This is a genomic window from Pseudomonas sp. M20, assembly GCF_045037865.1.
Taxonomy (GTDB): domain Bacteria; phylum Pseudomonadota; class Gammaproteobacteria; order Pseudomonadales; family Pseudomonadaceae; genus Aquipseudomonas.
In genome coordinates, this window is record NZ_CP173611.1 from 3,023,613 (window position 1) to 3,050,001 (window position 26,389).

Genomic DNA, 26,389 nt, shown 5'->3' on the forward strand with positions numbered 1-26,389 from the left:
GCAAGCTCGCTCCCACAGGGGAACGCATTCCAAATGTGGGAGCGAGCCTGCTCGCGAAGGGGCCAGACCTAACACTACAAACCCCTCAGACATAAAAAAGCCCCAGCATCTCTCGACGCCGGGGCTTTCTCATTCAAGCACTACTTACGCCAGTTCAAGCTCGGCATTCGCAGCAACAGCAGGCACTACCGCCTGCCCACTCAACGCCAGATCCAGCAGTTCCCGGTTGGCCACGGCATACATGGCGTAGTCCGTACCGCTCGCCGCACGGATTTCCACCAACATGGCGCGCCAGCGCGAGATCATGCTTTCGTGCTGTTCCATCCACAGCGCCAGGCGTGCTTCCACATCCAGCGTGCCGTCGCCCTGTTGCAGGACGGAGATGGTGATCGCACGTTGCTGCCAGTCGACATCGTCACGGAACGCTTCACGAGCCAGGGCTTGCCAGTTGTTTTCAACCGGCAGCGCGCTGATCTGTTGCAGGTACCAGGTGATGTCCAGCGCACTGCCCACAGCGAAGTAGGCCTTGGCCACTTCAGCAGGGTTCTGGCCAGTCACGTCGGAGGCTTCGATGATCGGCAGCAGCGTGTACAGGTGCGAGGTGCCCGCGACCATACGCGCCAGCAATTCCGGTACACCGGCTTCGACGTAAGCCTGATAACGCGCCTGCCAGTTTTCACGGATTTCGCCGCTCAGCAGTTCGTCGAGCTTAAGACCCAGCTCTTTCAGGTGCGGACCGAAGTGCGCGACGTCACGGGCAGCGTTCTGCTCGTTGCGACGGGCACGCAGGAACCAGCGCGTAGCGCGACGGCCCAGACGCATCAGTTCGTCCATCAGTTCCAACTGAACGTCAGCGCTGACTTGGTAGTCCAGCGCTTCGATCTGACGGAACCAGTGCGGGAGGTGGAAAATGTCGCGCACGATCACGTAAGCGCCAGCGACGTTCGCCGGGCTCATGCCGGTCGACTCTTTGAGTCGTTGAACGAAGGTGATGCCCATGTGGTTGACCAGGTCGTTGGCGATCTGGGTGCTGACGATTTCGCGCTTCAGACGGTGACGACGCATGGCTTCGGAGAACTTGCTGACCAGGGTCGGCGGGAACGCCGTTTCCATGTCGCGGGTCAGGTAATCGTCGTCCGGAACCAGCGAGCCCAACAGCTGCTCTTTGAGGTCGATCTTGCTGTAGGAGATCAGCACGGACAGCTCAGGACGGGTCAGACCGTGGCCTTCAGCAATACGCTCGGCCAGTTGCTCTTCGGTCGGCAGGAACTCGATGGCACGGTCCAGCTTGCCACGGCCTTCCAGATCGCCCATCAGACGCTTGTACTCAGCGATGCGCGCATAGGCACGGCGCGCCGCCAGGGACAGGGCCTGAGTCTGCTTGTAGTTGTTGCCCAGCACCAGATTACCGACTTCGTCGGTCATGCTCGCCAGCAACTGGTTGCGTTGCTTGTCGGTCATGTCACCGGCCTGAACCACTTCGTTCAGCAGGATCTTGATGTTCACTTCGTGGTCGGAGCAGTCCACGCCACCGGCGTTGTCGATGAAGTCGGTGTTGGAACCGCCGCCATTCAGACCGAACTCCACACGACCCAGTTGGGTCATGCCGAGGTTACCGCCCTCGCCAACGACTTTGCAGCGCAGTTCGTTACCGTTCACGCGCAGCGCGTCGTTGGCCTTGTCGCCGACATCGGCGTGGCTTTCGGTGCTGGCCTTGACGTAAGTACCGATACCGCCGTTCCACAGCAGATCCACCGGCGCCTTGAGCAAGGCGTTCAGCAGTTCGGTCGGGGTCAGCTTGTCAGCCTTGATGTCGAAGCGTTCCTGCATTTGCGGGGAGATCGCGATGCTCTTCGCGCTGCGCGAGAAGATACCGCCACCTTCGGACATGATGCTGGTGTCGTAGTCGGTCCAGGCCGAACGCGGCAGGTCGAACATGCGCTGACGCTCGACGAAGCTGGTCGCCGGATTCGGGTTCGGGTCGATGAAGATGTGCATGTGGTTGAAGGCCGCGACCAGTTGCAGCTTGTCCGACATCAACAGGCCGTTACCGAACACGTCACCGGCCATGTCGCCGACGCCCACTACGGTGATGCTGTCTTCCTGAACATTGATGCCGCGCTCGCGGAAGTGGCGTTGTACGCCGACCCACGCGCCTTTGGCGGTAATGCCCATTTTCTTGTGGTCGTAACCGGCCGAACCACCGGACGCAAACGCGTCACCCAGCCAGAAGCCGTAATCGATGGCGATGCCGTTGGCGATGTCGGAGAAGGTTGCAGTGCCCTTGTCCGCTGCGACCACCAGGTACGGGTCGTCATCGTCGTGGCGAACCACGTTCAATGGCGGTACCAGCGCGCCGTCTTTCAGGTTGTCGGTGATGTCCAACAGACCGGAAATGAAGATGCGATAGCAGGCGATGCCCTCGGCTGCGATCTCGTCACGGCTGCCGCCCAATGGCAGGCGACGCGGCAGGAAGCCGCCCTTCGCGCCCACTGGCACGATGACCGAGTTCTTCACTTGCTGGGCTTTTACCAGGCCGAGGACTTCAGTACGGAAGTCTTCTTCACGGTCGGACCAGCGCAGACCACCACGGGCGACGTTACCGAAGCGCAGGTGCACGCCTTCAACGCGTGGCGAGTAAACGAAAATTTCGAACTTCGGCACTGGCTTCGGCAGTTCAGGGATCGCGTGCGGGTTGAACTTGAAGCTGAAGTACGACTTGTTCTGGCCGTTGGCGTCAGTCTGATAGAAGTTGGTCCGCAGGGTGGCTTTGATCAGGTCGAGGTAACGACGCAGGATGCGGTCTTCGTTGAGCACCTGGACGTCGTCCAGTGCGGTCAGAATCGCTTGTTCCAGACGCAGTTGCTTGTCTTCCAGATCGTCGTCGCTGAGTTTGCGCGCCAGATAGAAGCGGGTCTTGAACAACCGGGTCAGCTCGCGAGCGATGTCGGTGTGGTTGTTCAGGGTGCTGGCGATATAACCGAGGTCGAAGCCCAGACGAATCTGCTTCAGGTAACGCGCGTAAGCACGCAGCAGCGCCACGTCGCGCCATGGCAGGCCGGCGGTCAGTACCAGACGGTTGAACGCATCGTTTTCGGCGTCGCCGCGAACGATGTGGACGAACGCGTCCTGCAGGGTGTCGTTGAGTTGCTGAATGTCGAGGTCGAGGCCTTCAGCGGCAGTGAACGCGAAGTCGTGAATCCAGAACTCGCGGCCATTGGTGTGACGCAGACGGTACGGGAATTCACCCAGTACGCGCAGGCCGAGGTTTTCCAGAATCGGCAACACGTCGGACAGCGCCAGCGGCGTGTCGGCGTGATACAGCTTGCAATGCAGCTCGCGCTGGCCGGAGACCTGACCGAGCGGCTGGTAGAAGCTCATCACCAACGGATTTTTTTCGTTGAGGCTCAGCAGGTGCTGCATGTCGACCACGGCCGAATGCGCAGCAAAACGCTCGCGGTAGCCAGCCGGGAAGCCTTTCGGGAAGTCGGCCAGCACGTTGGTGCCGTGGGCTTCCCCGAAGCTTTCGACGGTCAGTGCGGCGTAATCGTCCTGCCAGCTGCGGCAGGCTTGCACGACTTCTTTTTCCAGCAGCACCGGGTCGATGTCGAGACGGTTTTTCGGGTCGACACGCAGGATCAACTGCACGCGCGCCAGCACGGATTCGGAGAAGAACGTCCAGAATTCGCAATCGGAAGCCTTCAGGCGCTCCATCAGCACTTGCTGGATCTTCTGACGAACTTCGGTGGAGTAGATGTCGCGCGGCACGTAGGCCAGGCAGTAGCAGAAACGCCCGTACGGGTCTTTGCGCAGGAACACGCGGATCTTGTTGCGTTCCTGGATCTGCACGATCGACATCACGGTGGTGAACAGTTCGTCGACCGGGGTCTGGAACAGGTCATCACGCGGCAGCACTTCGAGAACCTGCGCCAGTTCCTTGCCCAGGTGAGCCTTGGACTGGAAGCCGGAGCGCGTTTCGATTTCTTCGACCTTGCGGCGGATGAACGGGATGACCCGCACGCTCTCGCCATACACCGACGAGGTGTACAGGCCCATGAAACGGTGTTCCTTGATGACTTTGCCGTCAGCGTCGATTTCACGGATCGACACGTAGTCCGGGTACGCCGGACGGTGGACACGGCTCGGGTGCGCAGCCTTGGCGAATGACAGCAGGGTCGGTTCGCGCAGGTAGGCAACGGCGTAGTCTTCGATGCGCAGGTCTTCGTAGGTCAGGCCGGTGCGCAGCAGTTTGGTCAGGCCAAGGAAGGAGTTCTGGTCGTACTCGATGTGGCCGCCATCGGCCTGATCGGTGACCACGAATTCTTCGTAGCCGAGGAAGGTGAAGTGGTTGCCAACCAGCCATTCCAGGAAGCTTTTGATTTCGTTCTTTTCGTCGGCATCAACGGCGAACGCGCTGTTATCGAGCTGGGTGAGGATGTCCTGCACCTTGGCTTTCATCGGTTCGAAATCGGCGACCGCGACGCGGACTTCACCGAGAACCTGTTCCAGCTCTTTGCTCAGCACATTCAGTTCGGCCGCGTTGGCGCAGCGGTCGATTTCCAGATACATCAGCGATTCATGCAGAACGCCTTCGCCGGTGCTGCCCTTCGGCAGGATTTCCAGCAACTCGCCCTTGCTGCCACGACGCACGCTGAGCACGGTGGTTTGCAGGGTGTGGATGCTGTAGCCGCGACGGTTCAGCTCGGTACGAACCGAGTCGACCAGAAATGGCAGGTCATGGTGCAGGACTTCGACCGCGGTGTGGGTCGACTGCCAGCCATGACGCTCGTAATCGGGGTTGTAGACGCGCACTTGCGGTTGCGCGTGATCGAAGCGCTCAAGCAAGCGCCACGCGGAAAGAGTACAGCCAGCGAGGTCGGAGAGGCGACGTTGAGTCAGCTCGTCCAGGGAAATGATGCCGAAGAATTGTTCAGCGAACAGCGCCACTTGTGGCAGTGCCTGTTCACTGATGTGCTGCGCCAGTGCCGCTTGCAGTTGGTGCTGGAAGTCGGCTTTGCTGGCTGCGGTGAAGAACGCCATCTGTGGTACTCCGCTTAAGCTTGTTATTGATGGAAAGCGTCGCGTGCAACACCCCTTTCGGGGCTTGTGTCGCCCTGTTCCTGATTCTCGGGCAGAGGAAACAGGGGGACAGGTGGGTGAAGCTGGACGGGACACTCAGGTCACATTCACCTTCCATTGAATGGGCATCTGCAAAAGCGACTGCCAGCGGTGCCGACAATGCCTTTACGGGTGCTCATCCGTTGCGCAGCTTAAAGGGTGCGACAATGTGTCTGCTTGCGGTGCTGCGACATATTCGGTCATTGGCACGTAAACCAAGGGTTTGGCACCGGTAAACACTAGCAGTCGTGGCGGAAAACGCCGGGCTACATGCCCGTATTTACGGGACATCCGTCCCAAGTGCAGACCTTTTCCCTCTACATATCCAGAAACGAAAACGCCCAAGGCCGTTCTATCGACCTTGAGCGTGGCATCGGGTTCAGCGCGAGCGGTTGACGCGGATCAGTCCCGCCACGTAAAAAATCCTACCTTCGCGTCAGCAATTTCATCTCCAACAATAAGAAAATATCGCAGGATATTTCTACCGCAGCTCTTTTTAAATCAAAAAAACACCAAAAATAACGACCACCAAAAAGCTTTTATAAAAACTTACAACCCGACAAGAATTGTCTCACAAAACTAAAAGACCGGACCCTACAGAATATTTCTGCCAGCAGCGCTATTAATATGAGACCGAACCACGGAACAGGTTCTGTATCAGGAAAAGGAGTCAACACATGAGACAACTGGAACTTCCGACAACTGTATTTTATGGCGACGGCACATGGGAAATAATCAATCTGAACCCAGGCTCCATTCGCGGTGACATTCTAAAGAATTATCCGCTTGGTAATCCAATGCATGGATTTACACTGGCCATCGAAAGCGACTATCTCGCGCAACAACAAAACCTTGAGCACAACTTGCAAATAGAGCTCAATCTGGCAGACAGCCGACAGCCACCATTGGCTGACGTAACACCGAAAACATGGTTGGAGAGAGCGACCAATACAGTCAACGAGTTACTCTTTCAGAAAAACACGGCACTGCAGCAAAAGCTGAGAGACGTGCAGACCTCTCGGCAGCATGCAAAATTGCAAGCGACTTATGATGCGATGCTGTTGAATGCGCAAATTTCCAGCCTTCAATCAAGACAAGCACAACTGTATGCCGAGATAGCCCGTCGACAGGCCGAGGCGCTTGCGCAACAACAGGCTGCCGAAGCGGCGCGACGTGCTGAAGAAGCTCAGAGACACGCGGCAGAACAAGCTCATTTGGCCGCTCTGGCGGAAGCTCAACGACAGGACGACGAAAAAAAGCGAATTGCGGCCGAAGCAGAAGCCAAACGCATTGATGACTACAAACGCGCGGTGGCTTTCGTCGCCGACGCGAACAAATACATCTTCGAGAAATATGGCGCCAATCTGCACCAGGTGGTCATGGATCTTCAAAAGGATATTTCGGGGAAGAAGATCAGAAGCTATGCGGAGGCGATGCAGACTTTCGAGACAGTGCGGACCAATCCCAATGCGCGGCTCAGTCCGCAGGATACGCGTGCGGTTGTGGACGCGCTCAATGCGCTGGATAAAGCGACCTATATGGACAGTGTCAATAAGCTCGCCAAGGGGTTTGGCGTGACCGGAAAAATCGTTCAGGCCCATTCGGTGATCGAAAAGACGGTCATTGGCTTCCGGGACGGTAACTGGAAGCCCTTGATTCTGGAGCTTGAGAGTATCGCGCTCGGCGTGGGTGCTGGCGCGGCGGTGGCGACATTGCTCGCAGTGTTCAGCCCGGGTTTCGCCGCTAGCGCAATAGGTATCGTTGCCGTTGGCGTAGCGATTGCCACAATCGCATCTCTTTTAAATGCCAATAATGTAGAAAAAATAAACGCTTTCATCTCTGACCACCTAGAAACTGCACTGAAAGATCAGCGCTAAAGTCACTGTCGGGGTCGAGCACGCCTAGCCAGACCCCGATTACCAAAGCGGCATAAACCTCGATTCCAAAGAGTGCAGTTCATGACGAGTAAAAAACCAGATCAACCTTTACCTTTGATTGCATTCGGACTGTTCGCGACGCCCATTTTTCTAATTAACCTGATCCTTCCCGCCCACCCTCAGTCCAACTTGGATATGGCGATTGATCACTTTCTGGACAATCAGCTATTCGGACTGATTGGTTTCTGGTCATCCTTATTTCCTTTCAGCTCAAAAGCGACTGCAAATTATATTGCGCTTTTTGCCCCCCTGCTCGCTGCTGTCTCAACTTTTTATGCCTTCACGGAAAAGTTCGACTCAACGCAGTTCGATCAAATGACACTTAGACGATATCTGACCTTGCTTTTCGCAGGCGTAGCTCTCTCAGCACTTTTTATCTGGTGTTTTTATTTGACATCAACAGACCTCGGAACAACCAAAGGCAAATACGGAAATTTGTTCGGACTTAATGTCTTTTTCTTTTCCGCCCACAACGTGGCCATGTCTTTATTTCCATTTCTCGTTGTACCATTTATGGTGCAACGCTGCTTGTATTACATCCCATGTCGCATTCTAAAAAGGTGGTGGAACTCTAGAGAAAAAGCGTGAAGCAATAGCAGCAAAAACTTTTTTAGGGTGGCAAAATTACATTTTGTCCGCGCCGACTAGGAATACCCCGATGCAAATGACCACCGCCCTACTGATCGTCAACCCGTGCGATGACGAAGAAGACAACATGGCCATGCTCTGCTGCCACAGCGACAAGGGCGACATGTTCCTGATGAGCCGCTATCCGGATGAGGATGAGCTGGAGATCACCCTGGATGGCGAGCCTTCGACGCTCGACGGCGTAAAAATTACTTTGACCTCGACGCTGCTGAAGATCGAGATTGCGGCGGCGGATGCTGATGCGTTGAATGGGGATGATGTACTGGAGATCAGCTTTAACCCGGATATGGTGGATATGGATGAGGTTGTCGAGACCTTGACGAATATCCTCGACGGGACTGGCACCTTCATTAACGAAGTTTGATGGTTTCTGAATAGGCCTCTTCGCGAGCAAGCTCGCTCCCACATTTGAACTGCGTGTACACCGTCAATGTGGGAGCGAGCTTGCTCGCGAAGGGACCCTGAAGAACACAGCCCCTCCCCCGGCACTACAAAAACCCAACAATTCCCCCAGTCATTTCCCGCACTTTGCGCAAAATGCCGTTAGTCGCCACCCCCCGCGATGGATTAAAGTAACGCCCCCAGCCCCGGCGTTATCCGAACGCGCGTGGCCACCCCTTTCCAGGAACAGTCACCGATGGAACATCGTGAAGCGCTGCTGGCGCTGCGAACCTTTCTTTCAACGCAGATTCTCGGCCAGGAAAAACTCATCGAGCGTTTGCTCATCGCCCTGCTCGCCGACGGTCACATGCTGGTCGAGGGCGCTCCGGGTCTGGCCAAAACCAAAGCGATCAAAGAACTCGCCGAGGGCATCGAAGCCCAGTTCCATCGCATTCAGTTCACCCCTGACCTGCTGCCGGCCGACATCACCGGCACCGAGATCTATCGCCCGGAAACCGGCAGTTTCGTGTTCCAGCAAGGGCCGATCTTCCACAACCTGGTGCTGGCGGACGAAATCAACCGCGCCCCGGCCAAGGTGCAATCGGCGCTGCTCGAAGCCATGGCCGAGCGTCAGGTCAGTGTCGGCCGCAGCACTTACGAGCTGTCGCCGCTGTTTCTGGTGATGGCCACGCAGAACCCGATCGAGCAGGAAGGCACGTATCCGCTGCCGGAGGCCCAGCTCGATCGTTTCCTGATGCACGTAAAAATCGGTTTCCCGGACGCCGCCGTCGAGCGCCGCATCCTCCAGCAGGCCCGTGGCGAAGCGTTGAACGGCGAAACAAAACCCGAGCGCCGCGTCAGCCAGCAGGCAATCTTCGCCGCGCGCAAGGAAATCCTCGGTCTGTACATGGCCGACGCCGTGGAGGAATACCTCGTGCAACTGGTCATGGCCACGCGCAACCCGGCCAAGTTCGACCCGGAAATGGCCGAGTGGATCGCTTACGGCGCCAGCCCGCGCGGTTCGATTGCCCTCGACCGCTGCGCCCGCGCTCATGCCTGGCTGGCCGGTCGCGACTTCGTCAGCCCGGAAGACATTCAGGCGGTGCTGTTCGATGTGTTGCGTCACCGCATCATTTTGTCGTTTGAAGCCGAAGCCGCCGGCATCGATCAGGATCGGGTGGTGCAGCGGATTCTCGACGTCGTAGCCGTCGCTTGACCCCCATGAACGCTTCCCTGCCGTCCGAACCGGGCATCCGCGTCAGCCTCGCCGAGCTGATCGAGATGCGTCACCGCGTACGTGAAGTGCAGCTGTTTTCCACGCCGAGTCAGCGCAGCCCGCTGATCGGCCTGCATCACTCGAAATTCCGTGGCCGCGGCGTCGACTTCGATCAAGTGCGGGTCTATCAGGCCGGCGACGACGTGCGCACCATCGACTGGCGCGTGACGGCGCGCACGCAAGAGCCGCACACCAAGCTGTTCCATGAAGAACGCGAACGGCCGATTTTCATCATGGTCGAGCAAAGCACGCGGCTGTTTTTCGGTTCCGGGCTGATGTTCAAATCGGTGCTCGCGGCGCAAGTTGCGGCGTTGATCGGCTGGGCCGCGCTCGGCCACAACGATCGCGTTGGCGGGCTGGTGTTCGGCGACAACGAGCACTACGAAATCAAGCCACGGCGCAGCAAACAGAGCCTGCTGCAATTGCTCAATCGTCTGGTCAAGGTCAATCAGTCGCTGCACAGCGAGCGTGAACCGGATCGCGATGCGTTCGGCGTGGCCTTGCGCCGCGCCCGTGAAGTGCTGCGCCCGGGCAGTCTGGTGATCGTCATCTGCGATGAGCGCGCGCTGTCCGACAGCGCCGAACAGCAACTGAGCCTCCTGTCGCGCCATTGCGATCTGCTGATGTTGCCGCTGTCCGATCCCCTTGATCACGCCCTGCCCGCCGCCGGCCTTCTACGGTTCGCCGAACGTGGCGCACAGCTTGAACTCGACACCCTCAACTTCGACCTGCGCCAGACCTATCGCGCCCAGGCCGAAGCGCGCATCGCTCGCTGGGAACTGCTCGCGCAAAAGCTGCGGGTGCTGCTGATGCCGCTAAGCACGCAAAGCGAAATGGTCGAGCAGATGCGCGAATTCCTCAATCCGCAGCGACCGGGGAAAGGTCGATGAGCGGCCTCGAACAACTGCAACCACTGATCTCGCCGCCACCGATCGCCTTCTGGCCGCCGGCGCCGGGTTGGTGGCTGCTGCTTCTGTTGCTGCCGCTGCTCGGTTATGCCGCGTGGCGTCTGCGCCGTTTCTTTCCGATGAAAAAGCGCCCGATCGTGCGCGCCGAACAGCCGCTCGACCCCGTGCGCATCGCCGCCCTCGCCGAACTGGCGCAAATGCCCAAACCCTACGACGGCGCTCCGGCTGGCGCGTGGCTGCAGCAACTCAACGGCCTGCTCAAACGCCTGTGCCGCAACCACTATCCCTACAGCCAGAGCCATACCCTCAACGGGCGCAAATGGCTGGCGTTCCTCGACAACCGCTGCCCGGCGGCGGGCCTGACGCGCTGGATGGTGCTGGTCGAAGGCGCGTACAAACCAGAATGCAAACTCGACGACAAAGCCATCGCCGGCCTGACCCAGGCTGTCGACACGTGGATTCGCAAACATGTTTGAGTTCGCCTGGCCGTGGATCTTCGTGCTGGTGCCGCTGCCGTGGCTGATGCGCCTCGTATTGCCAGTGGCCGACAGCGGCGAACCGGCACTGAAAGTCAGTTTCTTGTCCGACCTCGAAGGCCTTGCCCGCCGTCGCGCTCGCGCCAATCTCCCCGCATGGCGCCAACAAGCACCGTTCATGCTGTTGTGGCTGTTGCTGCTGACCGCCGCCGCGCGCCCGCAATGGCTCGGCGAACCACTGCCGATTGCTGCCAGTGGGCGTGATCTGCTGGTGGCGGTGGATGTGTCCGGCTCGATGGATTTCCCCGATATGCAGTGGCAGGACGAAGAGGTCAGTCGCCTGACGCTGGTGCAGCATCTGCTCGGTGATTTCCTTGAAAGCCGCGATGGCGACCGTGTCGGCCTGATCCTGTTCGGCAGTCAGGCTTATCTGCAAGCGCCGCTGACCTTTGATCGCCACACCGTGCGCGTCTGGCTCGACGAAGCGCGCATCGGCATTGCCGGCAAAAACACCGCCATCGGCGATGCCATCGGTCTGGCGCTGAAACGCCTGCGCATGCGCCCGGCGCAAAGTCGCGTGCTGATTCTGGTCACTGACGGCGCGAACAACGGCGGCGAAATCGATCCGCTGACGGCGGCAAAACTGGCCGCTAGCGAAGGCGTGAAGATTTACCCGATCGGCATCGGCGCCAATCCGGAGGACAGCGGTTCAACCGGCCTGCTCGGCGTCAATCCGAGCCTGGACCTCGACGAACCGGCGCTCAAAGCCATCGCCGAAGTCACCGGCGGCCAGTATTTCCGCGCCCACGACGGCAAGGAACTGCAAGCGATCAAGGACACCCTCGATCAACTCGAGCCGGTCACCCAGCAACCGACCCAGGCCCGCCCGGCGCAAGCCTTGTATCACTGGCCTCTGGCGCTGGCGTTATGGCTGAGCCTGTTGCTGGTCGCCCGGGAATTGTGGCCGGACAACCCGCTGCAACGCCTGTTCAGCAAGGAGCTGTATCTGCAAAGTCCGCTGCCTGACTGGCGCGAGCGCCTCAAGCGCCTGCGTCTGCGGAGGCGCCGATGATCGCGCTCTGGCCGCACTGGTTTCGTCCGTGGTGGCTGCTGTTGCTGCCACTGCTCGGCTGGCTGATCTGGCAACTCTGGCACCGACAGAAACGTGCCGGGCGCTGGCAGATGATCTTGCCGCCAGCGTTTCATGCCACCCTGCTCAGCGGCGGCAATGGTCGCGACAGCAAACTGCCGTGGGTCGCCCTCGGCGTGGCGTGGTTGCTGACGGTCCTGGCGCTGCTCGGGCCGAGCTGGGAACGCGTCGAACAGACCAGCCAGAAACCCGCCGATCCGTTGGTGGTGGTGCTGGAACTGACCCCGGAAATGCTCGCCACCGACTCGCCGCCAACGCGACTGGAACAGGCGCGGCGCAAGCTCTTCGACCTGTTGCAGGCGCGCAGCGATGCGCAGACCGCGATCGTCGTCTACGCCGGTAGCGCGCACACGCTGGTGCCGCTGTCGGATGACCTGGCGACCAGTCGCAATTTGCTCGATGCGCTCAAGCCTTCGCTGATGCCGGAAAGCGGCCACCGTGCCGATCTCGCCGTGAGTAAAGCGCTGGCGCTGCTGAAACAGGGTGCACTCGGTCAGGGGCGGATTTTGCTGATCGGCTCATCGCTCGATGAAGAAGAACGCCAAGGCATTCGCCGCGCACTCAGCGGACAATCGGCGCAGTTATTGATGCTCGGCGTCGGCACCGCCGAAGGTGCGCCAATCGCTCAAGAGGACGGCAGTTTCCTCAAGGACGAACAAGGCGCGATTCGCGTGCCGCAACTCGACAGTCCGGGCCTGAGCGCTTTCCTCAACAGCGTCGGTGGCGAATACCACCCTGCGCGCCTCGACGAAGCGGATCTTGGCGCGCTCGGCCTGCTCAACGGCCCGCGCAGTCTGCGCGATGATGGCCAGACCGTGCGCCTCGATACCTGGGCAGATCAGGGTTACTGGCTGCTGTTGCCGCTGTTGTTGCTCGCCGCGTGTGCCGGGCGTCGTGGCTGGTTGTTCTGCCTGCCGTTGCTGCTGTGCTTGCCACAGCCGAGCTACGCTTTTGATTTTGAGGACTTGTGGCTGCGCCCCGATCAACAGGGCCTGCACTTGCTCAAACAGAAGCGTCCGGCCGAAGCCGCGCAGCATTTTGACGATCACCAATGGCAAGGGGTGGCGTTGTACGAGGCCGGCGACTACAGTGGCGCCGCTCAGCGTTTCGCCGAAGGCAGCGATGCCCGCGCCCACTACAATCGTGGCAACGCTTTAGCGAAAAGCGGTGAGCTGGAAGCGGCAATCGACGCCTATGAACAGGCACTGGAACTGCAACCGGATTTGCGCCCGGCGCAGACCAACAAGGCGTTGGTGGAAAACCTGCTCAAACAGAAAAACACGCCGCCGCCCGCCGAACCGGACAACAAATCGACCGAACAGAGCCTGCCCGGCGACGAACCACCGCCTGCAACCGCACCACCACCGGCGGTAAAAAGTGAAACCCACAGCGAAGCGCAACCGAGCGAATCGGCCAGCGAACCGCCACCGACCACGCCGCCGCAGCCAGGCCCCAACGAAGTGCCGGGCAGCGACGAGGAAGAACAGACGGACACCGTGCCGACGCTGCGCCAGAGTGAAGACAACCTCGAAGGCGAGCAACGCCAGGCGCTGGAACAATGGCTGGGCAAGATCCCGGATGATCCGGGCGAATTGCTGCGACGCAAATTCTGGTACGAACAGCAACAACATCAGGATCAGGAAAACACTCGATGACCCGCTTCACCGCTCTCTTGCTGCCCCTGCTGCTCTGCACGGCCACCGCCCAGGCGGCCGAGCTGACCGCCAGTGTGGATCGCAGTCGCCTGAACTCCGGCGAGACGGTCGAACTCACCCTCGAAACCAACGACGTCACCCAGTTCGGCAAACCCGACCTGACTGCGCTGGAAGCGTTGTTCGAAGTGCGCGGCACGCGGCAGGTCAACCAGCTCAACACCCTCAATGGTGACAACCCCGCGACCACGCGCTGGATCATCACCCTGCTGCCCAAAGAGAACGGCAGCGTGGTGATCCCGCCGCTGCAATTGGGCGACGCGCAGAGCCAGCCGATCACCGTACAAGTGGTCGAAAGCGACACCCGCGAGAATAAGAACAGCCTTGATCCGGTGTTCATCGAGGCCAGCCTCGATCAGTCCAGCGTGTATGTGCAGGCACAGGCAATTCTGACCCTGCGTATCTACCATTCGGTGTCGCTTTACGACGACAGCAGCCTGACGCCGCTGCAAATCGCCGATGCGCGCATCGAACAACTCGGCGACACGCGCACCTACGAAAAAGACCTCAACGGTGTGCGCCACGGCGTGATCGAGATGCGCTATGCGATCTACCCGCAGCACAGCGGTTTGCTGACCATTGCGCCGCAAACGTTCAGCGCGACGCTGGTCGACACGCAGCCGTCTCAGGACGCGAATGCGCAGGGCCCCAAGCCGGGCAAACTGATGCGCGTCAGTTCGTCCGAAATCCCCCTGACGGTCAAACCCAAACCGCTGACCTATCCCGTCGACGCGCCTTGGCTGCCCGCGCGCAGCCTGAGCCTGAGCGAAAGCTGGAACCCGGAGCCGGAGCACACCCAGGTCGGTGATTCCCTGACACGCAGCCTGACGTTGAAAGTCGAAGGCCTCGCCAGCTCGCAACTGCCAGCGCTGCCCGCCACCGACGTCAACGGCCTGCGCCGCTACCCCGATCAACCGGTGCTGAGTAACCAGAGCACCGACCGCGGTATTGTCGGCAGCCGCGAAGAACGCGAAGCGCTGGTACCAAGTCGCAGCGGCGCCATCGACTTGCCGACGGTGGACGTGGTCTGGTGGAACACCTTCGAAGACCATCTGGAACACAGCAGCCTGCCCGCACGCACCCTGCAAGTGGCCAACAACCCGAGCCTGCAAGTCGACACCCCGGCCGGCAATCTGCAAGTGAGCGCCGTCGATAACGATGTGTTGTGGTGGTGGAAACTCAGCACGCTGATCCTCGCCTGCACCACCCTGCTCGGCTTCGGCCTGTGGTGGCGCGCGCGCTGGCAACCGGCAGTGCATCGCGCTGCCCAAACCGGCCCGAGCCCGCGCACGTTGATGGATGACATCAAGCGGGCGAGCCAGGCCAATGATCCACAGGCAACGCGGCAGGCGCTGGATGCGTGGGCGCGTCAGCAGCCGGAGACACTGGCGGACATGGCGGCGCGGTTTGTGCCGTTGTCGGATGCGCTGGATGGGCTTAATGGTGCGCTGTACAGCGAGACGGGGCAGCATTGGCAGGGTGAGGATTTGTGGCGGGCGATCCGCACGATTCCAGCGGCGGAACGGGTGCAGGATCCGGTGGGTGATAGCGGGTTACCGCCGCTTTATCCGAAGTAAAAGCAAAAGATCGCAGCCTTCGGCAACTCCTACAGAGGGTATGTGTAGGCGCTGCCGAAGGCTGCGATCTTTCGATTCTACTTTAGGGAAAAAAGGCTGAAAACAATCGGAATCAATAGTCGAATTTCGTTTTCACTTGTTCGCCTTCGCGATAGGAGAGAACAAATGCCTTCCAGGGTTCACCGCGAGCGACCGCACGCTCGTGTAATTTTTCTACAAGCGCATAGATTTTCGAATGGTTGAAATCAGTTTCAGCGTCCCAGATTTCTGAGCCATTTTTTTCAACGGCGAGGTCTGCCTCCATATAGTTCCCCCCCCATTCAACGCGGTATCGAAAGGCGTCATAACCGTGAACAATTCCGGCCTCAACCAGCTGAAAAATGGCTGTCACAAGTTCAAAATCTTCAGCAATCACTCTCTGACCTCCGGAAATTTATTGTTCCAATCATCCCCTCTTTTAAGTGTGCGCGGAAAAGCTCGACACAGTTGGCCTCGACATCCTGTCAACTTCAATCGCCCAATCCCAAGCAACTAATTCACTTCCTTTATATAGGAAGAAAACTGTCCACCACCTTGGTCCACGTGCAGCCGCCCGCACTGCTGGCATCGATAAACCGTAACAGCCCCATGGTCTATCGCTTCGTAGAATTCGTCTTCAGACAGCCAGCGATTTGATAGCGCATAGCCAATTTCATCTATCTTCTGTTCAGCGACCAGAGACATTTCACACTCGGACGTCCCTTGAGACAGGTTAATGACGTGACCGCATACACAAGCAAATTTTGGCATGGCTACTGAAGTGTCCTTTTTCTGTTCAAGTTGCCTTATGGCGATTTTGGAGTCACACCCACGAAAGATCCCTCATGGACAGTCCACGTTTTTTTTAAAAGAGGTCTGTCCCGTTATCCTCCGCCTATTCAACCTATGCCCGTAGTCTGGACATGCTGGTCGGCGCCTACAACTACCTCGACCTCACGCCCAAGGGCAGAAATGAGGACGAGATCATGGAGTGGGTGCGGCATCATGATCGGTATGATAATGAGACAAAATCCTGCGGATGCCATGAACGATAAAAGATTCCACCACTTCATGGAGATAGCGCTGAACCTGGGAGATTTACGTTGAGTAAATCTCCCAGGGCTTTACAGGAAAAAAACACTCAACCTTCTTCTGGCGCAATGTAGTTGAAATCAATTTTCAACTTCCCCAGCACGGTATCCAACGTGATAACACAGCTGTTCCAAACCGGTAGCCCGGATGTCATGTTTTGCGCTTTATAGAGATTCCTCAGCGCTATCAGGTTTTCATGAATACCAACATCGACCTCTGGGCTGCCTGGGCTGAACCAATCTTTCTCTCCATTCTCATCAATATAGTCAAACAACAACTTACAATGATCATCCTCGGGTGAAAGTTCAGCCTCAACGATAACCGCACTCGCTGTATCAGGAGCAGTGTTAATCAGAATTTGGCCGATCTGGCGATAAATTTCGTCTTCACTCATCCTACCCCCCCCGTTTACACCCCAGCCAGCGGCCTCTTAATCCGAAACTTTTTCGTAAACAAAACCTTTGGGGATTTCCGGCCAAATAGGTTTTTTTACCAGCGCATCGAGATCGTCATAAATATCGCGGAAAAAATTAGCCAGATCCATGAAGTCCACACGTGAATTCATCAGCGCAACTTTCAACATGACATCGTCTGCATTTTCCTTGGCGGATGCCGCTCTGGACATATTGTAGAGAGCGTTTCCCAACCTTTCGGAAAGTTCAACCTCCCAGTCCAGCTTGTAATCGGCCTCCAAACTATTGCCATCAAAGCTACCCGCCTTTTCTTTCATCAGCTCGATGATCAGCTGTTTCACCGACTCAAAATCATTCATCTCAATTTTCTCTCATAGTAAAACGGGGACAGACTACGTTTTCGGAGTACTTTCTAAAAGTGGTCTGTCCCCATCATTTACTCGTATGTCTCAAGAAATTGTCACTCGATTCAACGGTAAGAACTCTCTGTGCCGCTCTCCCCTGATTCATTTTTCAACTATGGCAATTTCAGTATCACAACCTCATCGGAAGCTTTTGGCAGCTCTAAAGTATGCTTCCATTGTTTCAGGATCTTGCGCCACTCCTCCAACGTAAACCAGCTTTGCGGCTGACCAGTCCAGTCATCGTTGATCAGAATATCCACCTGTACTCCCTCGGAGCTCATATTCAGCAGAACATCGTTTCCCCCTTCAGTGACTGAGGTTTGCGCGCCCCGCTCTACTGTTGAAATAGCTGCCAGCAGACGATCACAATCCTCCGGAACTTGTGCGATGGCATCAAGAACACTGCATACATAAAGCTGGTAGCGTTGCGCGTCTTCCTGATCAGAATTCACTTCAACGATCGCGTGAAACAACTGTCCTTCGGGGTAGATACCGCCGGCGGTTTGATAAAATTTCAGTTCCATAAATGCCTTGGAATTTACGACTACTCCTCAGCGCGTGTGCTGAGGGTCAAAATTTTCTATGGCAGTTGGACTAACACAACCTCATCTGACCCCTGGGGCAACTCCAAAAGGTGTTTCCAGCCCTCAAGAATTTTTTGCCATTCCTGCAAGGTGAATTTGCTTTCTGGCTGACCGATCCAGTCGTCATTGATCGAAATGTCAACCTGCACACCCGCTGTATCAATATTCAAAACAACGTCGTTTCCACCCGCACAAATTGATCGCTCTGTGCCATCCAGTACAGCCGCCAGATACCCAAGCATTCGATCACAACTGGCCGGGGTTTGCGCAACGGCGCCCAGCACGCTGCAGACATAAAGCTCATAGCGTTGAGCCCCCTCCTGCCCCGAGCTCACTTGCGCCATTTCATAAAAGACCTCGCCCAAAACAGGGTGAGGACCGGCCGAGTGATAAAAAAACTTCAGCTCCATGAATGTGCCCGATATTTAGGATTCATAGACGGGAAAAACGTTGTGCCAGGATTCCATCAGGGTAAAACCGCACGACCCGTTAATTTGCGCTTTTTCCGTAATCAAACCCTTCAGGAATATCCGGCCAGACTGGTTTTACCAGCAGTGCATCGAGATCGTCAAAGATGTCCCTGAAAAAATTTGCGAGGTCCATGAAATTCATCCGGGAATGCACCAGCGCCGCCGTCAACATGACACCATCGCCACTCTCCCTCGCGGAGGCCATTTTAGACATACTGAAAAGAGCGCTCTCAAGCCTTTCCGCCAACTCGGACTCCCAATTCAGCTTGTAATCAGCCTCCCAACTGTCGGCATCAAAATCACCGGTTTTTTCTTTCACCAACTGGATGATCAGGTCTTTCACCGCCTCGAAATCATTCATCTCAATCTTCAACCTTATCTCCAGTACGACTCTGACTGTTACGTTTCGCGAAGCGACTGTTTAGTAGCTCTTCGGCGCTCAAGCATCGACTTCCATCTTCAACTTTTCTTTGAAACTGAGCACCTCCGACAGAGGCACGACCCACTCGGAAATCCTGTCGCCATCTTCGTTAACGACCTCTCGTGCACCGACGTAAGAATTAACATCATCCAGATTGAACCCGGAAACAACGTAGTCTAGAAAAACCACATTATTCTGAATGTGAACAGACTCTCCAACAAAGTATAAAACCCAGACCATCAGAAAATTTGCGGAGTCTGGATCAAGCATTGAAGTGACTAATACAGAATGCTGTCTCCTTTCGAGACCGAGACAAAGCGATGAGTACCAGCTACTCACGTATTCCTGCCTGCCCCAGAAGGAGATCGGAGCAAAGAAGTTTTCCTCTTCGTCACCCAGTCGTATCAATCCACGTAAGGCCTGGGTTCCAAAGTGCTCGAAAGGCTCTTTTTCCAGCAGGATTTCAAAACTCATTAGCTAATCCTTCACCCAGTTCAAATCTTTCAATCATGGCTACTCTTGAGTTATCAACCAGCACCCAATAGATATCTTCCCCTTGTTCAGGAACCCAATCCAGCACGAACGCAAGGTTGATAGCAGGAAAGCAAGACCTCAAAACCTCAAGCAAACCAGTATTCTTCTCACCGGAAAACAATGCGTCTTTTGCGCCCAACGACTCTTCCTTCCATTTCTCATCAACAGCAATTCCACCCCCCCCGGAAAGGCTGGAGAACCGGGGAATGACAACGTTTATTTAAACGTGGTCTATCCCATTCACCACCTATGGCTCTTCGGAAATGACGTCCAACTCGTCCCACAGCATTGAAAGCCCCATGCTTTGCATGTAAGTACCATAATCCATAAAAGGTCCAACGCCGATTTTCTCAATTGAAAACCAGATGGCGTCACACTCTGGGCATATAAATAACTCAGTCCCGGTAGCCCTGATACTGGCACCGACAATGTGGTCCTGCTCACACCTCGGGCAAAGTATCTTCACTGTCCGGATTCTCCGGGCGGAAAGCCTGCCGACCCACTATCAATAATTGCTTCACCTGATAAAACGTAATCACCGGACCGTAATTTTCGTCGGAGTTCGAGACCTCGACACTAAATGATTTGTCCGGGAATTTTTCCTTCAGCACCATGCGCCAGGCAAAACCAATGACCTCGCACAACTGCAGAAATATGCTGGCTGATACGCCATCCCCGTATTGACCAAAAACATCGTAGAGCTTCACATAATTCAACAGTCGCTCAGCCTCTGCCATGTCGTGAGAGGCCAGACTCAAGCAGCGCGCGAACGTTTCTACTGAAAAATTTCGCTCTAGAAAAACGCCCCCTTGAGACATGACGAACGTCGGGAAGAACAATGTCGAAAACACCAGCATCTGTTCCGGGTGGCATTGATCATGGATGTAAGAATGGATATCCAGGCCTTCCTGATTCGCCCACTGTTTCTTCCAGGCGTCATATTGTTCAGTGTCGATGACCGGGGGTATAGAGTTGATCAGTTGCACTGCGTTTGCTCCATGCATCCGAGGTGATATCAATATGATGGCCAGATACTAGATAGCTGCTGTTTGGGCGTCAATCAAGGGATTCATCGAAATGCCCGGCCGCGTGCCGTCCGGACAAGCCCTCCCACCGCAATAATCTGTAAACTCTCCCCTCTTTCGCCGCCCTTCATTTCTTCGCGGCCATCACCTCTTTAATTGTTGCGGAGTCCACCTTGCGTCTGTTCCACACCTCCGACTGGCACCTTGGGCAAAACCTGCACGGCCAGGAGCGCGATTTCGAGCATGCGTGCTTCCTCGAATGGCTGCTGCGCCAACTGCAACTGGCGCAGCCGGATGTGCTGCTGATTGCCGGGGACATCTTCGACACGGTCAATCCGCCGGTCAAAGCCCAGGAACGCCTCTACGATTTCATCGTCAGCGCCCACGAACAGCAGCCGTTGCTGACCATCGTGATGATTGCCGGCAACCACGATTCCGGCTCGCGGATCGAACTGCCCGCGCCGCTGATGCGCCGTTTGCGCACCCATGCGCTGGGTCGGGTGCTGTGGCTGGATGACGGTCAACTCGATGCCGAGCGTCTGCTGCTGCCGTTGCCCAATGCCCAAGGCGAAATTGCTGCGTGGTGTCTGGCGCTGCCGTTCCTGCGTCCGGCGGAGGTGACTGGCGCGCATCTGGGCGACAACTATCTGCGCGGCATCGGTCAGGTGCATGAATGGCTGATCGAAGCGGCCAACGCCAAGCGCAAACCCGGTCAGGCGCTGATCGCCATCAGCCACGCGCACATGGCCGGCGGTTCGGTGTCGGAAGACTCCGAGCGCAGCCTGATCATCGGCAACGCCGAAGCCCTGCCCGCCAGCCTGTTCGGGCCGAGCATCAGCTATGTCGCCCTCGGCCATTTGCACAAGCCGCAGAAGGTCAACGGTGAAGAACGCATTCGTTATAGCGGCTCGCCGATTCCGTTGTCGTTTTCGGAGATTGGCTATCAGCACCAGATCCTCGACGTCATTCTCGACGGTGAAACCCTGGTCAGCGTCGAGCCGAAACTGATCCCGCGCTCGGTCAATCTGCAACGCATCGGCCCGGGACCGTTGGCCGAGATTCTGCTGCAACTGGCCGATCTGCCGAACATCGACCTGCTCGCCGAAACCCAGCGTCAACCGTGGCTGGAAGTACGGGTAACCCTCGACGAGCCGCAGCCGGATTTGCGCCATCAAGTCGAAAGCGCCCTGCAAGGCAAAGCCGTGCGCCTGGTGCGCATCGCCGCCGAATACGCCGGCAATCGTGGAGCTGACGGTACCGAAGACGGCGCCGCACTGATCGAACTCGACCAACTTACTCCGCAAGAACTGTTCAGCCGCGCCTGGCTCGACAACTACGGCAACGAGGTCGATGAGCAGACGCTGAAGGACTTTGCCGAATTGCTGCAGGACGTACAACTGGAGGGCGAGCAGCCATGAAGATTCTCGCCATTCGCTTGAAGAACCTGGCCTCGCTGGCCGGCCCGTTCGAAATCGATTTCACCGCTGAACCATTGGCCAGCGCCGGTTTGTTCGCGATCACCGGCCCGACCGGCGCCGGTAAAAGCACCCTGCTCGACGCGTTGTGCCTGGCGTTGTTTGGCGCTGTGCCGCGTCTGAACAACACCGGACGTGACGCCAAAGTCCCGGATGCCGACGGTGAAATCGCCACCGGCGACCCGCGCACTCTGCTGCGTCGCGGTACCGGCGAAGGTTATGCCGAAGTGGATTTCGTCGGTGTCGATGGCCGTCGCTACCGTGCGCGCTGGGAAGCCAACCGTGCCCGCGAGAAGGCCGGCGGCAAGCTGCAGGCCAGCCGTCAGAGCCTGCGCGACATCGATCAGGATCAACTGCTCGCCAGCCAAAAAGGCGAATACAAAACTCAACTGGAAGCTGCGCTCGGCCTGAACTTCGAACAGTTCACCCGCGCCGTGCTGCTGGCCCAGAGCGAGTTCAGCGCATTCCTCAAGGCTGACGACAACGACCGCAGCGAGCTGCTGGAAAAGCTCACCGACACCGCGCTGTACACCCGCCTCGGCCGCCGCGCCTTCGACAAGACCAAAGAGGCCCGCGAAGCGCACAAGCTGTTGCAGGATCAGGCCACCGGCGTGACCCCGTTGGCACCTGAAGCCCGGGCCGAGCTGGATGAGCGTTTCAATGCTGCACAACAGCAAATGAAGTTGCAGCAGGCGCAGCTCAAACAACTTGAGCAACAACACAGCTGGCTCAAGGATTTGCGTGTGTTGCAGGACGCGCAGCAAGCTGCCACCGAGCAATTGCACAGCGCACAGCAGCAATCGGACAGTCTGGCCGGCGAACGGGTGAAACTGACGCGGCTGGAGCAGCTCGGCCCGCAGCGGCATCAGTTCGCCCGCAAAAGCGAACTCGATGCCCTGCTGACGCCACTGGCCGCGCAAATTGCCGCGCACACCCGGCAACATGCCGAACTGACTGAGCGCCAGACGCAACTGGAGCAAACTCTGGAAGCGGCGAAAGTTGCCCTGAGCGAAGCGCAGCAACGGCAAAGTGAAAACGCGCCGCTGTTGCGTCAGGCCTTTGATGAGCAAAGCACCCTCGCCCGTCTGGCCAAGGATGTCGCGCAAAGTACCGAAGCCAAGCTCAATGCGCAGCAGGCTTGCACCGAGGGCCAGAATGCCATTCAAGCCTTGCTGGATAAACAGACCCAAGTCGCCGAACGCCTACAACGCATCGCCGCTGAGCTGGAGCAAAGTACCCATCTGGCACCGCTGAGTGATGCGTGGAATGCCTACCGCGATCGCCTGCAACAGTTGATGTTGATCGGCAATCGCTTGAACAAGGGTCAGGCGGAACTGGCGAGCCTCGAAGAAAACGCCACTCGCAGCGCCGCAGAGCTGACCACGCAAAAGCAGCAACTGGAAGTGCTATTCAAGGAGGCCGGCGCCGAACCTGATGCCGTCGCCGAACAGATCGGCCTCCTCGGCACGCTGTTGCAGGACAACCGCAAACAACTGCGCGCCTTCGAAGACCTGTCGCGTCTGTGGGCCACGCAGCAAGATCTCGACAAGCGCAGCAGCGAACTGCAACAACGCCAGCTCAGCGCCCAGCTGGAACGCGAGCGGCTGACTCAGGACGGCATAAAAACCAAGGCCGAGCTGACCGTTGCCGAGCAAACCCTCAACGTCACTCGCGAGCTGCTTGAACGTCAGCGGCTGGCGCGCAGTGCCAGCGTCGAAGAGTTGCGCGCGCAGTTGCAGGATGATCAGCCGTGTCCGGTCTGCGGCAGCAACGAGCATCCGTATCATCAGCCCGAAGCGCTGTTGCAAAGCCTCGGCCGCCACGACGAAAGCGAACAGGCCAACGCTCAGCAAGTAGTCGATCAGCTCAAGGAAAAACTCATCGAACTGCGCGCCGAAGTCGGTGGCGTGATAGCTCAGCAAAAAGAATTACTGCAACAGCAGGAACAACTGGCCACTCAGCAACAAGCGTTGGCGCCAAGCCTCGACGCGCATCCGCTGTCCGCGCAGTTGTTCAATCAGGACGCCGACAAGCGCGATGGCTGGCTCGCCCGGCAAAACGAGCAACTGAACCAGAGCATCACTCAGGACGAACAACGCCAGAGCGCCCTGCTCACCCTGCAACAGGATGCCGCGCGTCTGACCCAGCAATTGCGTCAGGCCGAAACTACGCATCAACAAGCGGCGCAGCACCTGAGCAATCAGCAGCGCGAGCTGAGCAGCGACCGTCAGCGCCTCGACGAAGAACTCACTGCGTTCGGCAGTCTACTGCCGGCCGACACCCTTGAGGCCTTGCGCCAGGAACCGGCGGCGACCTTCATGCAGCTCGACCGGCAGATTGCCGAGCGCCTGGCGCAGGTCGATCAGCAGAAGGAGGAGCAGACCGAACAGCAACAACGTCAGCAGACGCTGGAGAAGGAGCAGGATCGCCAGCAGACCCGCGCACAGCAGTTGCTCAGCGCCGAACAGCAATTCGCTGCGCTCACTGAGCAACAGCAAGCCTGCCAGCAAAAACTTGCACAGTTGCTCGGCGAGCACAGCAGCGCCGAACACTGGCAGCAGCAGCTTGAGCAAGCGGTTGAGCAGGCGCGCAATGCCGAAACCGGTACCGCGCAGGAACTGCAGAACGTGCGCACGCAACTCGTGCAGATCGCCGCCGAACTCAAGGCGCAGCAGGAACGTTTGCAGGCGCTGCAAAGCGAAGACCAGGATCTGGCCAGCAAGATTGCCGACTGGCGCGCTCGCCATCCTGAACTGGATGACGGCGGCCTCGAAGACCTGTTGCGGGTCGACGACGGGCAAGTCGCCGAACTGCGCCAGCGCTTGCAGCACATCGAAAAAGCCATCGAACAGGCCAAGGTGCTGTTGCAGGAGCGTGACCAGCGTCTGCTCGATCATCAGGCGCAGCACAACGGCAATCTGGATGCCGAACAACTGGCCAGCGCCCTCGCGGACCTGCAAAACCAGTTCACCGTCAGCGAACAGCAGTGCGCCGAATTGCGCGCCGAACAGGTCGAAGACCAGCGCCGGCAGAACGCCAATCAGGCACTGGCGCAGCAGATTGCCTCGGCATATGCCGAGTATCAACGCTGGGCGCGACTCAGTGCCTTGATCGGCTCGGCCACCGGCGACACCTTCCGCAAGATCGCCCAGGCTTACAACCTCGACTTGCTGGTGCATCACGCCAACGTGCAACTGCGCCAACTGGTCAAACGCTACCGCCTGAAACGTGGCGGCAGCATGCTCGGTTTGCTGGTGATGGACACGGAAATGGGTGACGAACTGCGCTCGGTGCATTCGTTGTCCGGCGGCGAGACGTTCCTGGTGTCGCTGGCCTTGGCGCTGGGCCTGGCATCGATGGCGTCGAGCACGCTGAAAATCGAATCGCTGTTTATCGATGAAGGCTTTGGCAGCCTTGATCCGGAGTCGCTGCAACTGGCCATGGATGCGCTCGATGGCTTGCAAGCGCAGGGCCGCAAAGTGGCAGTGATTTCCCATGTGCAGGAAATGCACGAGCGGATTCCGGTGCAGATTCAGGTGCAGCGTCAGGGCAATGGTTTGAGCACACTGGAGGTGAAATGAACACGCTGTACTCCTTCCGCCGCTGCCCGTACGCGATGCGCGCGCGAATGGCGCTGCGCTATTCGGGTGTGCCCGTGGAGATCGTTGAAGTCAGCCTCAAGGCCAAACCGGCCGAGATGCTGGCGATCTCGCCCAAGGGTACGGTGCCGGTGCTGGATGCGGGTGGGCGGGTGATTGATGAGAGCCTGGAGATCATGCGCTGGGCGTTGGCGCAGAATGATCCGCAGGGTTGGTTGCTTGATGGCGACTCGCGGATTGCTGAATTGATCGAGGCGAATGATCAGGGGTTCAAGGTGCAGTTGAATCGCTACAAGTATGCCGAGCGTTATCCCGAGCAGCCAATGGAGGTTTATCGGGCTGAAGGCGCGGTGTATTTGCAGCGGTTGGAAGCGCTGCTCAACGATCGCGATTATCTTCTGGCCGACCATCCGAGCCTGGCAGATATCGCCCTGCTGCCCTTCGTTCGGCAGTTTGCCCATGTGGATCGCGAGTGGTTTGCACAGACGCCTTATGTTCGCTTACAGGCCTGGTTGCAGCGCTTCCTCGAATCCGAGCTCTTCACTTCGATCATGAAGAAGTAACTCACTGTAGGAGCTGCCGGAGGCTGCGATCTTTTGATTCTGATCTTTTAAAAACAAGATCAAAAGATCGCAGCCTTCGGCAGCTCCTACAGAGGTCAAGCCAGCGCATGGCACATGCCGAGTGCCATGCAATCGACTTCGAAAGGCCCGAGAAAATCCGCCGAAACCTTTACCGGCGGATTGCCTGCCATCAGCCCTAAGGTATTCGCCCGTTCGATGTTGTGCGCGATCGTGTGATTAGCCTCTATGGCCCGGGCCAATGCCCCCACCGAGCCTTGACCGATACCCAATAATGAAGCGCCGTTGGTGAAAAACGCCAAACCGGCGACTACCCAAAGTCTGTAGCCTTTCATGCTCCGCCGACTCCCGCGAGTTCGGCCCGGTCGACCATCACGCTTTGCGAGCTGACTTCGAACTGGACGCCGGGGTGGGCGACTTGAATCGGCGCTTCGAAGCTGTGTTCCATCTGCGAGGCGATGCTGACGACCAACACTACGGCCAGGTAAAGACCGATGGCCAGATAGGCGCCGCGTTTGGCTGAATGAATGATTGCGCTGGCCATGGTGTTCTCCCGTGGGCATGTTTCGATGTCCACAGAATCGATCAAA

At 57.8% G+C, this 26,389-nt stretch carries 24 protein-coding genes and 1 pseudogene; 13 read left to right on the top strand and 12 right to left on the bottom strand.

Features of this window, described 5'->3' with window-relative positions:
* Positions 1 to 144: 144 nt before the first annotated feature.
* Complete coding sequence (locus tag ACI514_RS13350) at positions 145 to 5,040, bottom strand: NAD-glutamate dehydrogenase (RefSeq protein ID WP_160057457.1); 4,896 nt, start codon at positions 5,038 to 5,040, stop codon at positions 145 to 147.
* Between the two features lie 755 nt (positions 5,041 to 5,795).
* On the opposite strand from ACI514_RS13350, the gene ACI514_RS13355 reads away from it, so the two are divergent.
* The 9 genes from ACI514_RS13355 to ACI514_RS13395 all read left to right on the top strand — a co-directional run bounded on the left by ACI514_RS13355 (position 5,796) and on the right by ACI514_RS13395 (position 15,183).
* Entirely contained in the window at positions 5,796 to 6,995 is a 1,200-nt protein-coding gene (locus tag ACI514_RS13355; RefSeq protein WP_405124032.1) for a colicin-like pore-forming protein, read from the top strand.
* 81 nt (positions 6,996 to 7,076) lie between these two features.
* Positions 7,077 to 7,643: a hypothetical protein gene (locus ACI514_RS13360; protein ID WP_095122866.1), complete on the top strand. Its 567-nt coding sequence runs from the start codon at positions 7,077 to 7,079 to the stop codon at positions 7,641 to 7,643.
* Positions 7,644 to 7,713: 70 nt separating this feature from the next.
* Positions 7,714 to 8,067, top strand: coding sequence for a hypothetical protein (locus ACI514_RS13365; protein WP_160057455.1), 354 nt, complete (start codon positions 7,714 to 7,716; stop codon positions 8,065 to 8,067).
* Positions 8,068 to 8,340: 273 nt separating this feature from the next.
* Entirely contained in the window at positions 8,341 to 9,300 is a 960-nt protein-coding gene (locus tag ACI514_RS13370) for a MoxR family ATPase (protein ID WP_007913915.1), read from the top strand.
* Positions 9,301 to 9,305: 5 nt separating this feature from the next.
* Positions 9,306 to 10,250, top strand: a complete 945-nt coding sequence (locus tag ACI514_RS13375) for a DUF58 domain-containing protein (RefSeq protein WP_160057454.1) — start codon at positions 9,306 to 9,308, stop codon at positions 10,248 to 10,250.
* Positions 10,247 to 10,744, top strand: coding sequence for a DUF4381 domain-containing protein (locus ACI514_RS13380; RefSeq protein ID WP_160057453.1), 498 nt, complete (start codon positions 10,247 to 10,249; stop codon positions 10,742 to 10,744). Before ACI514_RS13375 ends, ACI514_RS13380 begins: the two co-directional genes overlap by 4 nt.
* Entirely contained in the window at positions 10,737 to 11,816 is a 1,080-nt protein-coding gene (locus tag ACI514_RS13385) for a vWA domain-containing protein (RefSeq protein ID WP_405124033.1), read from the top strand. Before ACI514_RS13380 ends, ACI514_RS13385 begins: the two co-directional genes overlap by 8 nt.
* The gene (locus ACI514_RS13390; RefSeq protein ID WP_160057451.1) at positions 11,813 to 13,549 is read left to right on the top strand and encodes a VWA domain-containing protein; all 1,737 of its coding nucleotides are present in this window, start codon (positions 11,813 to 11,815) and stop codon (positions 13,547 to 13,549) included. The genes ACI514_RS13385 and ACI514_RS13390 overlap by 4 nt, the downstream gene beginning before the upstream one ends.
* Complete coding sequence (locus ACI514_RS13395) at positions 13,546 to 15,183, top strand: BatD family protein (protein WP_160057450.1); 1,638 nt, start codon at positions 13,546 to 13,548, stop codon at positions 15,181 to 15,183. The genes ACI514_RS13390 and ACI514_RS13395 overlap by 4 nt, the downstream gene beginning before the upstream one ends.
* A gap of 112 nt (positions 15,184 to 15,295) precedes the next feature.
* On the opposite strand, the gene ACI514_RS13400 is transcribed toward ACI514_RS13395, so the two are convergent.
* A complete protein-coding gene (locus ACI514_RS13400; protein ID WP_160057449.1) occupies positions 15,296 to 15,598 on the bottom strand; it encodes a hypothetical protein in 303 nt (100 codons plus the stop codon).
* A gap of 499 nt (positions 15,599 to 16,097) precedes the next feature.
* Between ACI514_RS13400 and ACI514_RS13405 the strand changes: the two are divergent.
* Positions 16,098 to 16,256: pseudogene (locus ACI514_RS13405) on the top strand (DUF899 family protein); the annotation flags it as partial.
* A gap of 86 nt (positions 16,257 to 16,342) precedes the next feature.
* On the opposite strand, the gene ACI514_RS13410 reads toward ACI514_RS13405, so the two are convergent.
* From ACI514_RS13410 to ACI514_RS13445, 8 genes are all read right to left on the bottom strand, one after another.
* Positions 16,343 to 16,687: an immunity protein YezG family protein gene (locus ACI514_RS13410; RefSeq protein ID WP_405124034.1), complete on the bottom strand. Its 345-nt coding sequence runs from the start codon at positions 16,685 to 16,687 to the stop codon at positions 16,343 to 16,345.
* 36 nt (positions 16,688 to 16,723) lie between these two features.
* Positions 16,724 to 17,065 carry a hypothetical protein gene (locus ACI514_RS13415; RefSeq protein ID WP_095122880.1) on the bottom strand — a complete coding sequence of 114 codons (342 nt, stop codon included), beginning with the start codon at positions 17,063 to 17,065 and terminating at the stop codon, positions 16,724 to 16,726.
* A 158-nt stretch (positions 17,066 to 17,223) separates the two neighbouring features.
* Complete coding sequence (locus tag ACI514_RS13420) at positions 17,224 to 17,634, bottom strand: hypothetical protein (protein WP_405124035.1); 411 nt, start codon at positions 17,632 to 17,634, stop codon at positions 17,224 to 17,226.
* A 56-nt stretch (positions 17,635 to 17,690) separates the two neighbouring features.
* Positions 17,691 to 18,104, bottom strand: coding sequence for a hypothetical protein (locus tag ACI514_RS13425; protein ID WP_095122884.1), 414 nt, complete (start codon positions 18,102 to 18,104; stop codon positions 17,691 to 17,693).
* 79 nt (positions 18,105 to 18,183) lie between these two features.
* A complete protein-coding gene (locus ACI514_RS13430) occupies positions 18,184 to 18,537 on the bottom strand; it encodes a hypothetical protein (RefSeq protein WP_174244444.1) in 354 nt (117 codons plus the stop codon).
* 66 nt (positions 18,538 to 18,603) lie between these two features.
* Positions 18,604 to 19,059 carry a hypothetical protein gene (locus tag ACI514_RS13435; RefSeq protein WP_160057446.1) on the bottom strand — a complete coding sequence of 152 codons (456 nt, stop codon included), beginning with the start codon at positions 19,057 to 19,059 and terminating at the stop codon, positions 18,604 to 18,606.
* Positions 19,049 to 19,258, bottom strand: a complete 210-nt coding sequence (locus ACI514_RS13440) for a hypothetical protein (RefSeq protein WP_405124036.1) — start codon at positions 19,256 to 19,258, stop codon at positions 19,049 to 19,051. Before ACI514_RS13440 ends, ACI514_RS13435 begins: the two co-directional genes overlap by 11 nt.
* Positions 19,259 to 19,559: 301 nt before the next feature.
* The gene (locus tag ACI514_RS13445; RefSeq protein ID WP_178121144.1) at positions 19,560 to 20,105 is read right to left on the bottom strand and encodes a hypothetical protein; all 546 of its coding nucleotides are present in this window, start codon (positions 20,103 to 20,105) and stop codon (positions 19,560 to 19,562) included.
* A 212-nt stretch (positions 20,106 to 20,317) separates the two neighbouring features.
* On the opposite strand from ACI514_RS13445, the gene ACI514_RS13450 reads away from it, so the two are divergent.
* The 3 genes from ACI514_RS13450 to ACI514_RS13460 are packed head-to-tail and all read left to right on the top strand — an operon-like array spanning position 20,318 to position 25,781.
* Positions 20,318 to 21,562, top strand: a complete 1,245-nt coding sequence (locus tag ACI514_RS13450) for an exonuclease SbcCD subunit D C-terminal domain-containing protein (protein ID WP_405124037.1) — start codon at positions 20,318 to 20,320, stop codon at positions 21,560 to 21,562.
* Positions 21,559 to 25,200 (top strand): SbcC/MukB-like Walker B domain-containing protein, encoded by a 3,642-nt coding sequence (locus ACI514_RS13455; RefSeq protein WP_405124038.1) that lies wholly within the window; start codon positions 21,559 to 21,561, stop codon positions 25,198 to 25,200. The genes ACI514_RS13450 and ACI514_RS13455 overlap by 4 nt, the downstream gene beginning before the upstream one ends.
* Entirely contained in the window at positions 25,197 to 25,781 is a 585-nt protein-coding gene (locus tag ACI514_RS13460) for a glutathione S-transferase (RefSeq protein WP_405124039.1), read from the top strand. Before ACI514_RS13455 ends, ACI514_RS13460 begins: the two co-directional genes overlap by 4 nt.
* A gap of 95 nt (positions 25,782 to 25,876) precedes the next feature.
* Here ACI514_RS13460 and ACI514_RS13465 read toward each other — a convergent pair whose 3' ends face one another.
* Both ACI514_RS13465 and ACI514_RS13470 read right to left on the bottom strand, forming a co-directional pair.
* Positions 25,877 to 26,134 carry a hypothetical protein gene (locus ACI514_RS13465; RefSeq protein ID WP_160057441.1) on the bottom strand — a complete coding sequence of 86 codons (258 nt, stop codon included), beginning with the start codon at positions 26,132 to 26,134 and terminating at the stop codon, positions 25,877 to 25,879.
* Positions 26,131 to 26,343, bottom strand: a complete 213-nt coding sequence (locus ACI514_RS13470; protein WP_405124040.1) for a hypothetical protein — start codon at positions 26,341 to 26,343, stop codon at positions 26,131 to 26,133. Before ACI514_RS13470 ends, ACI514_RS13465 begins: the two co-directional genes overlap by 4 nt.
* Between the last annotated feature and the right edge of the window lie 46 nt (positions 26,344 to 26,389).

Bases quoted from the DNA above. Each gene is read 5' to 3' on its own strand.
- ACI514_RS13460 (WP_405124039.1), top strand. From the start codon at position 25,197: ATGAACACGCTGTACTCCTTCCGCCGCTGCCCGTACGCGATGCGCGCG.
- ACI514_RS13390 (WP_160057451.1), top strand. From the start codon at position 11,813: ATGATCGCGCTCTGGCCGCACTGGTTTCGTCCGTGGTGGCTGCTGTTG.
- ACI514_RS13470 (WP_405124040.1), bottom strand. From the start codon at position 26,343: ATGGCCAGCGCAATCATTCATTCAGCCAAACGCGGCGCCTATCTGGCC.
- ACI514_RS13350 (WP_160057457.1), bottom strand. From the start codon at position 5,040: ATGGCGTTCTTCACCGCAGCCAGCAAAGCCGACTTCCAGCACCAACTG.
- ACI514_RS13360 (WP_095122866.1), top strand. From the start codon at position 7,077: ATGACGAGTAAAAAACCAGATCAACCTTTACCTTTGATTGCATTCGGA.
- ACI514_RS13385 (WP_405124033.1), top strand. From the start codon at position 10,737: ATGTTTGAGTTCGCCTGGCCGTGGATCTTCGTGCTGGTGCCGCTGCCG.
- ACI514_RS13425 (WP_095122884.1), bottom strand. From the start codon at position 18,104: ATGGAGCTGAAGTTTTTTTATCACTCGGCCGGTCCTCACCCTGTTTTG.
- ACI514_RS13395 (WP_160057450.1), top strand. From the start codon at position 13,546: ATGACCCGCTTCACCGCTCTCTTGCTGCCCCTGCTGCTCTGCACGGCC.
- ACI514_RS13375 (WP_160057454.1), top strand. From the start codon at position 9,306: ATGAACGCTTCCCTGCCGTCCGAACCGGGCATCCGCGTCAGCCTCGCC.
- ACI514_RS13415 (WP_095122880.1), bottom strand. From the start codon at position 17,065: ATGAATGATTTTGAGTCGGTGAAACAGCTGATCATCGAGCTGATGAAA.
- ACI514_RS13380 (WP_160057453.1), top strand. From the start codon at position 10,247: ATGAGCGGCCTCGAACAACTGCAACCACTGATCTCGCCGCCACCGATC.
- ACI514_RS13420 (WP_405124035.1), bottom strand. From the start codon at position 17,634: ATGGAACTGAAATTTTATCAAACCGCCGGCGGTATCTACCCCGAAGGA.
- ACI514_RS13465 (WP_160057441.1), bottom strand. From the start codon at position 26,134: ATGAAAGGCTACAGACTTTGGGTAGTCGCCGGTTTGGCGTTTTTCACC.
- ACI514_RS13410 (WP_405124034.1), bottom strand. From the start codon at position 16,687: ATGAGTGAAGACGAAATTTATCGCCAGATCGGCCAAATTCTGATTAAC.
- ACI514_RS13370 (WP_007913915.1), top strand. From the start codon at position 8,341: ATGGAACATCGTGAAGCGCTGCTGGCGCTGCGAACCTTTCTTTCAACG.
- ACI514_RS13455 (WP_405124038.1), top strand. From the start codon at position 21,559: ATGAAGATTCTCGCCATTCGCTTGAAGAACCTGGCCTCGCTGGCCGGC.
- ACI514_RS13365 (WP_160057455.1), top strand. From the start codon at position 7,714: ATGCAAATGACCACCGCCCTACTGATCGTCAACCCGTGCGATGACGAA.
- ACI514_RS13435 (WP_160057446.1), bottom strand. From the start codon at position 19,059: ATGAGTTTTGAAATCCTGCTGGAAAAAGAGCCTTTCGAGCACTTTGGA.
- ACI514_RS13355 (WP_405124032.1), top strand. From the start codon at position 5,796: ATGAGACAACTGGAACTTCCGACAACTGTATTTTATGGCGACGGCACA.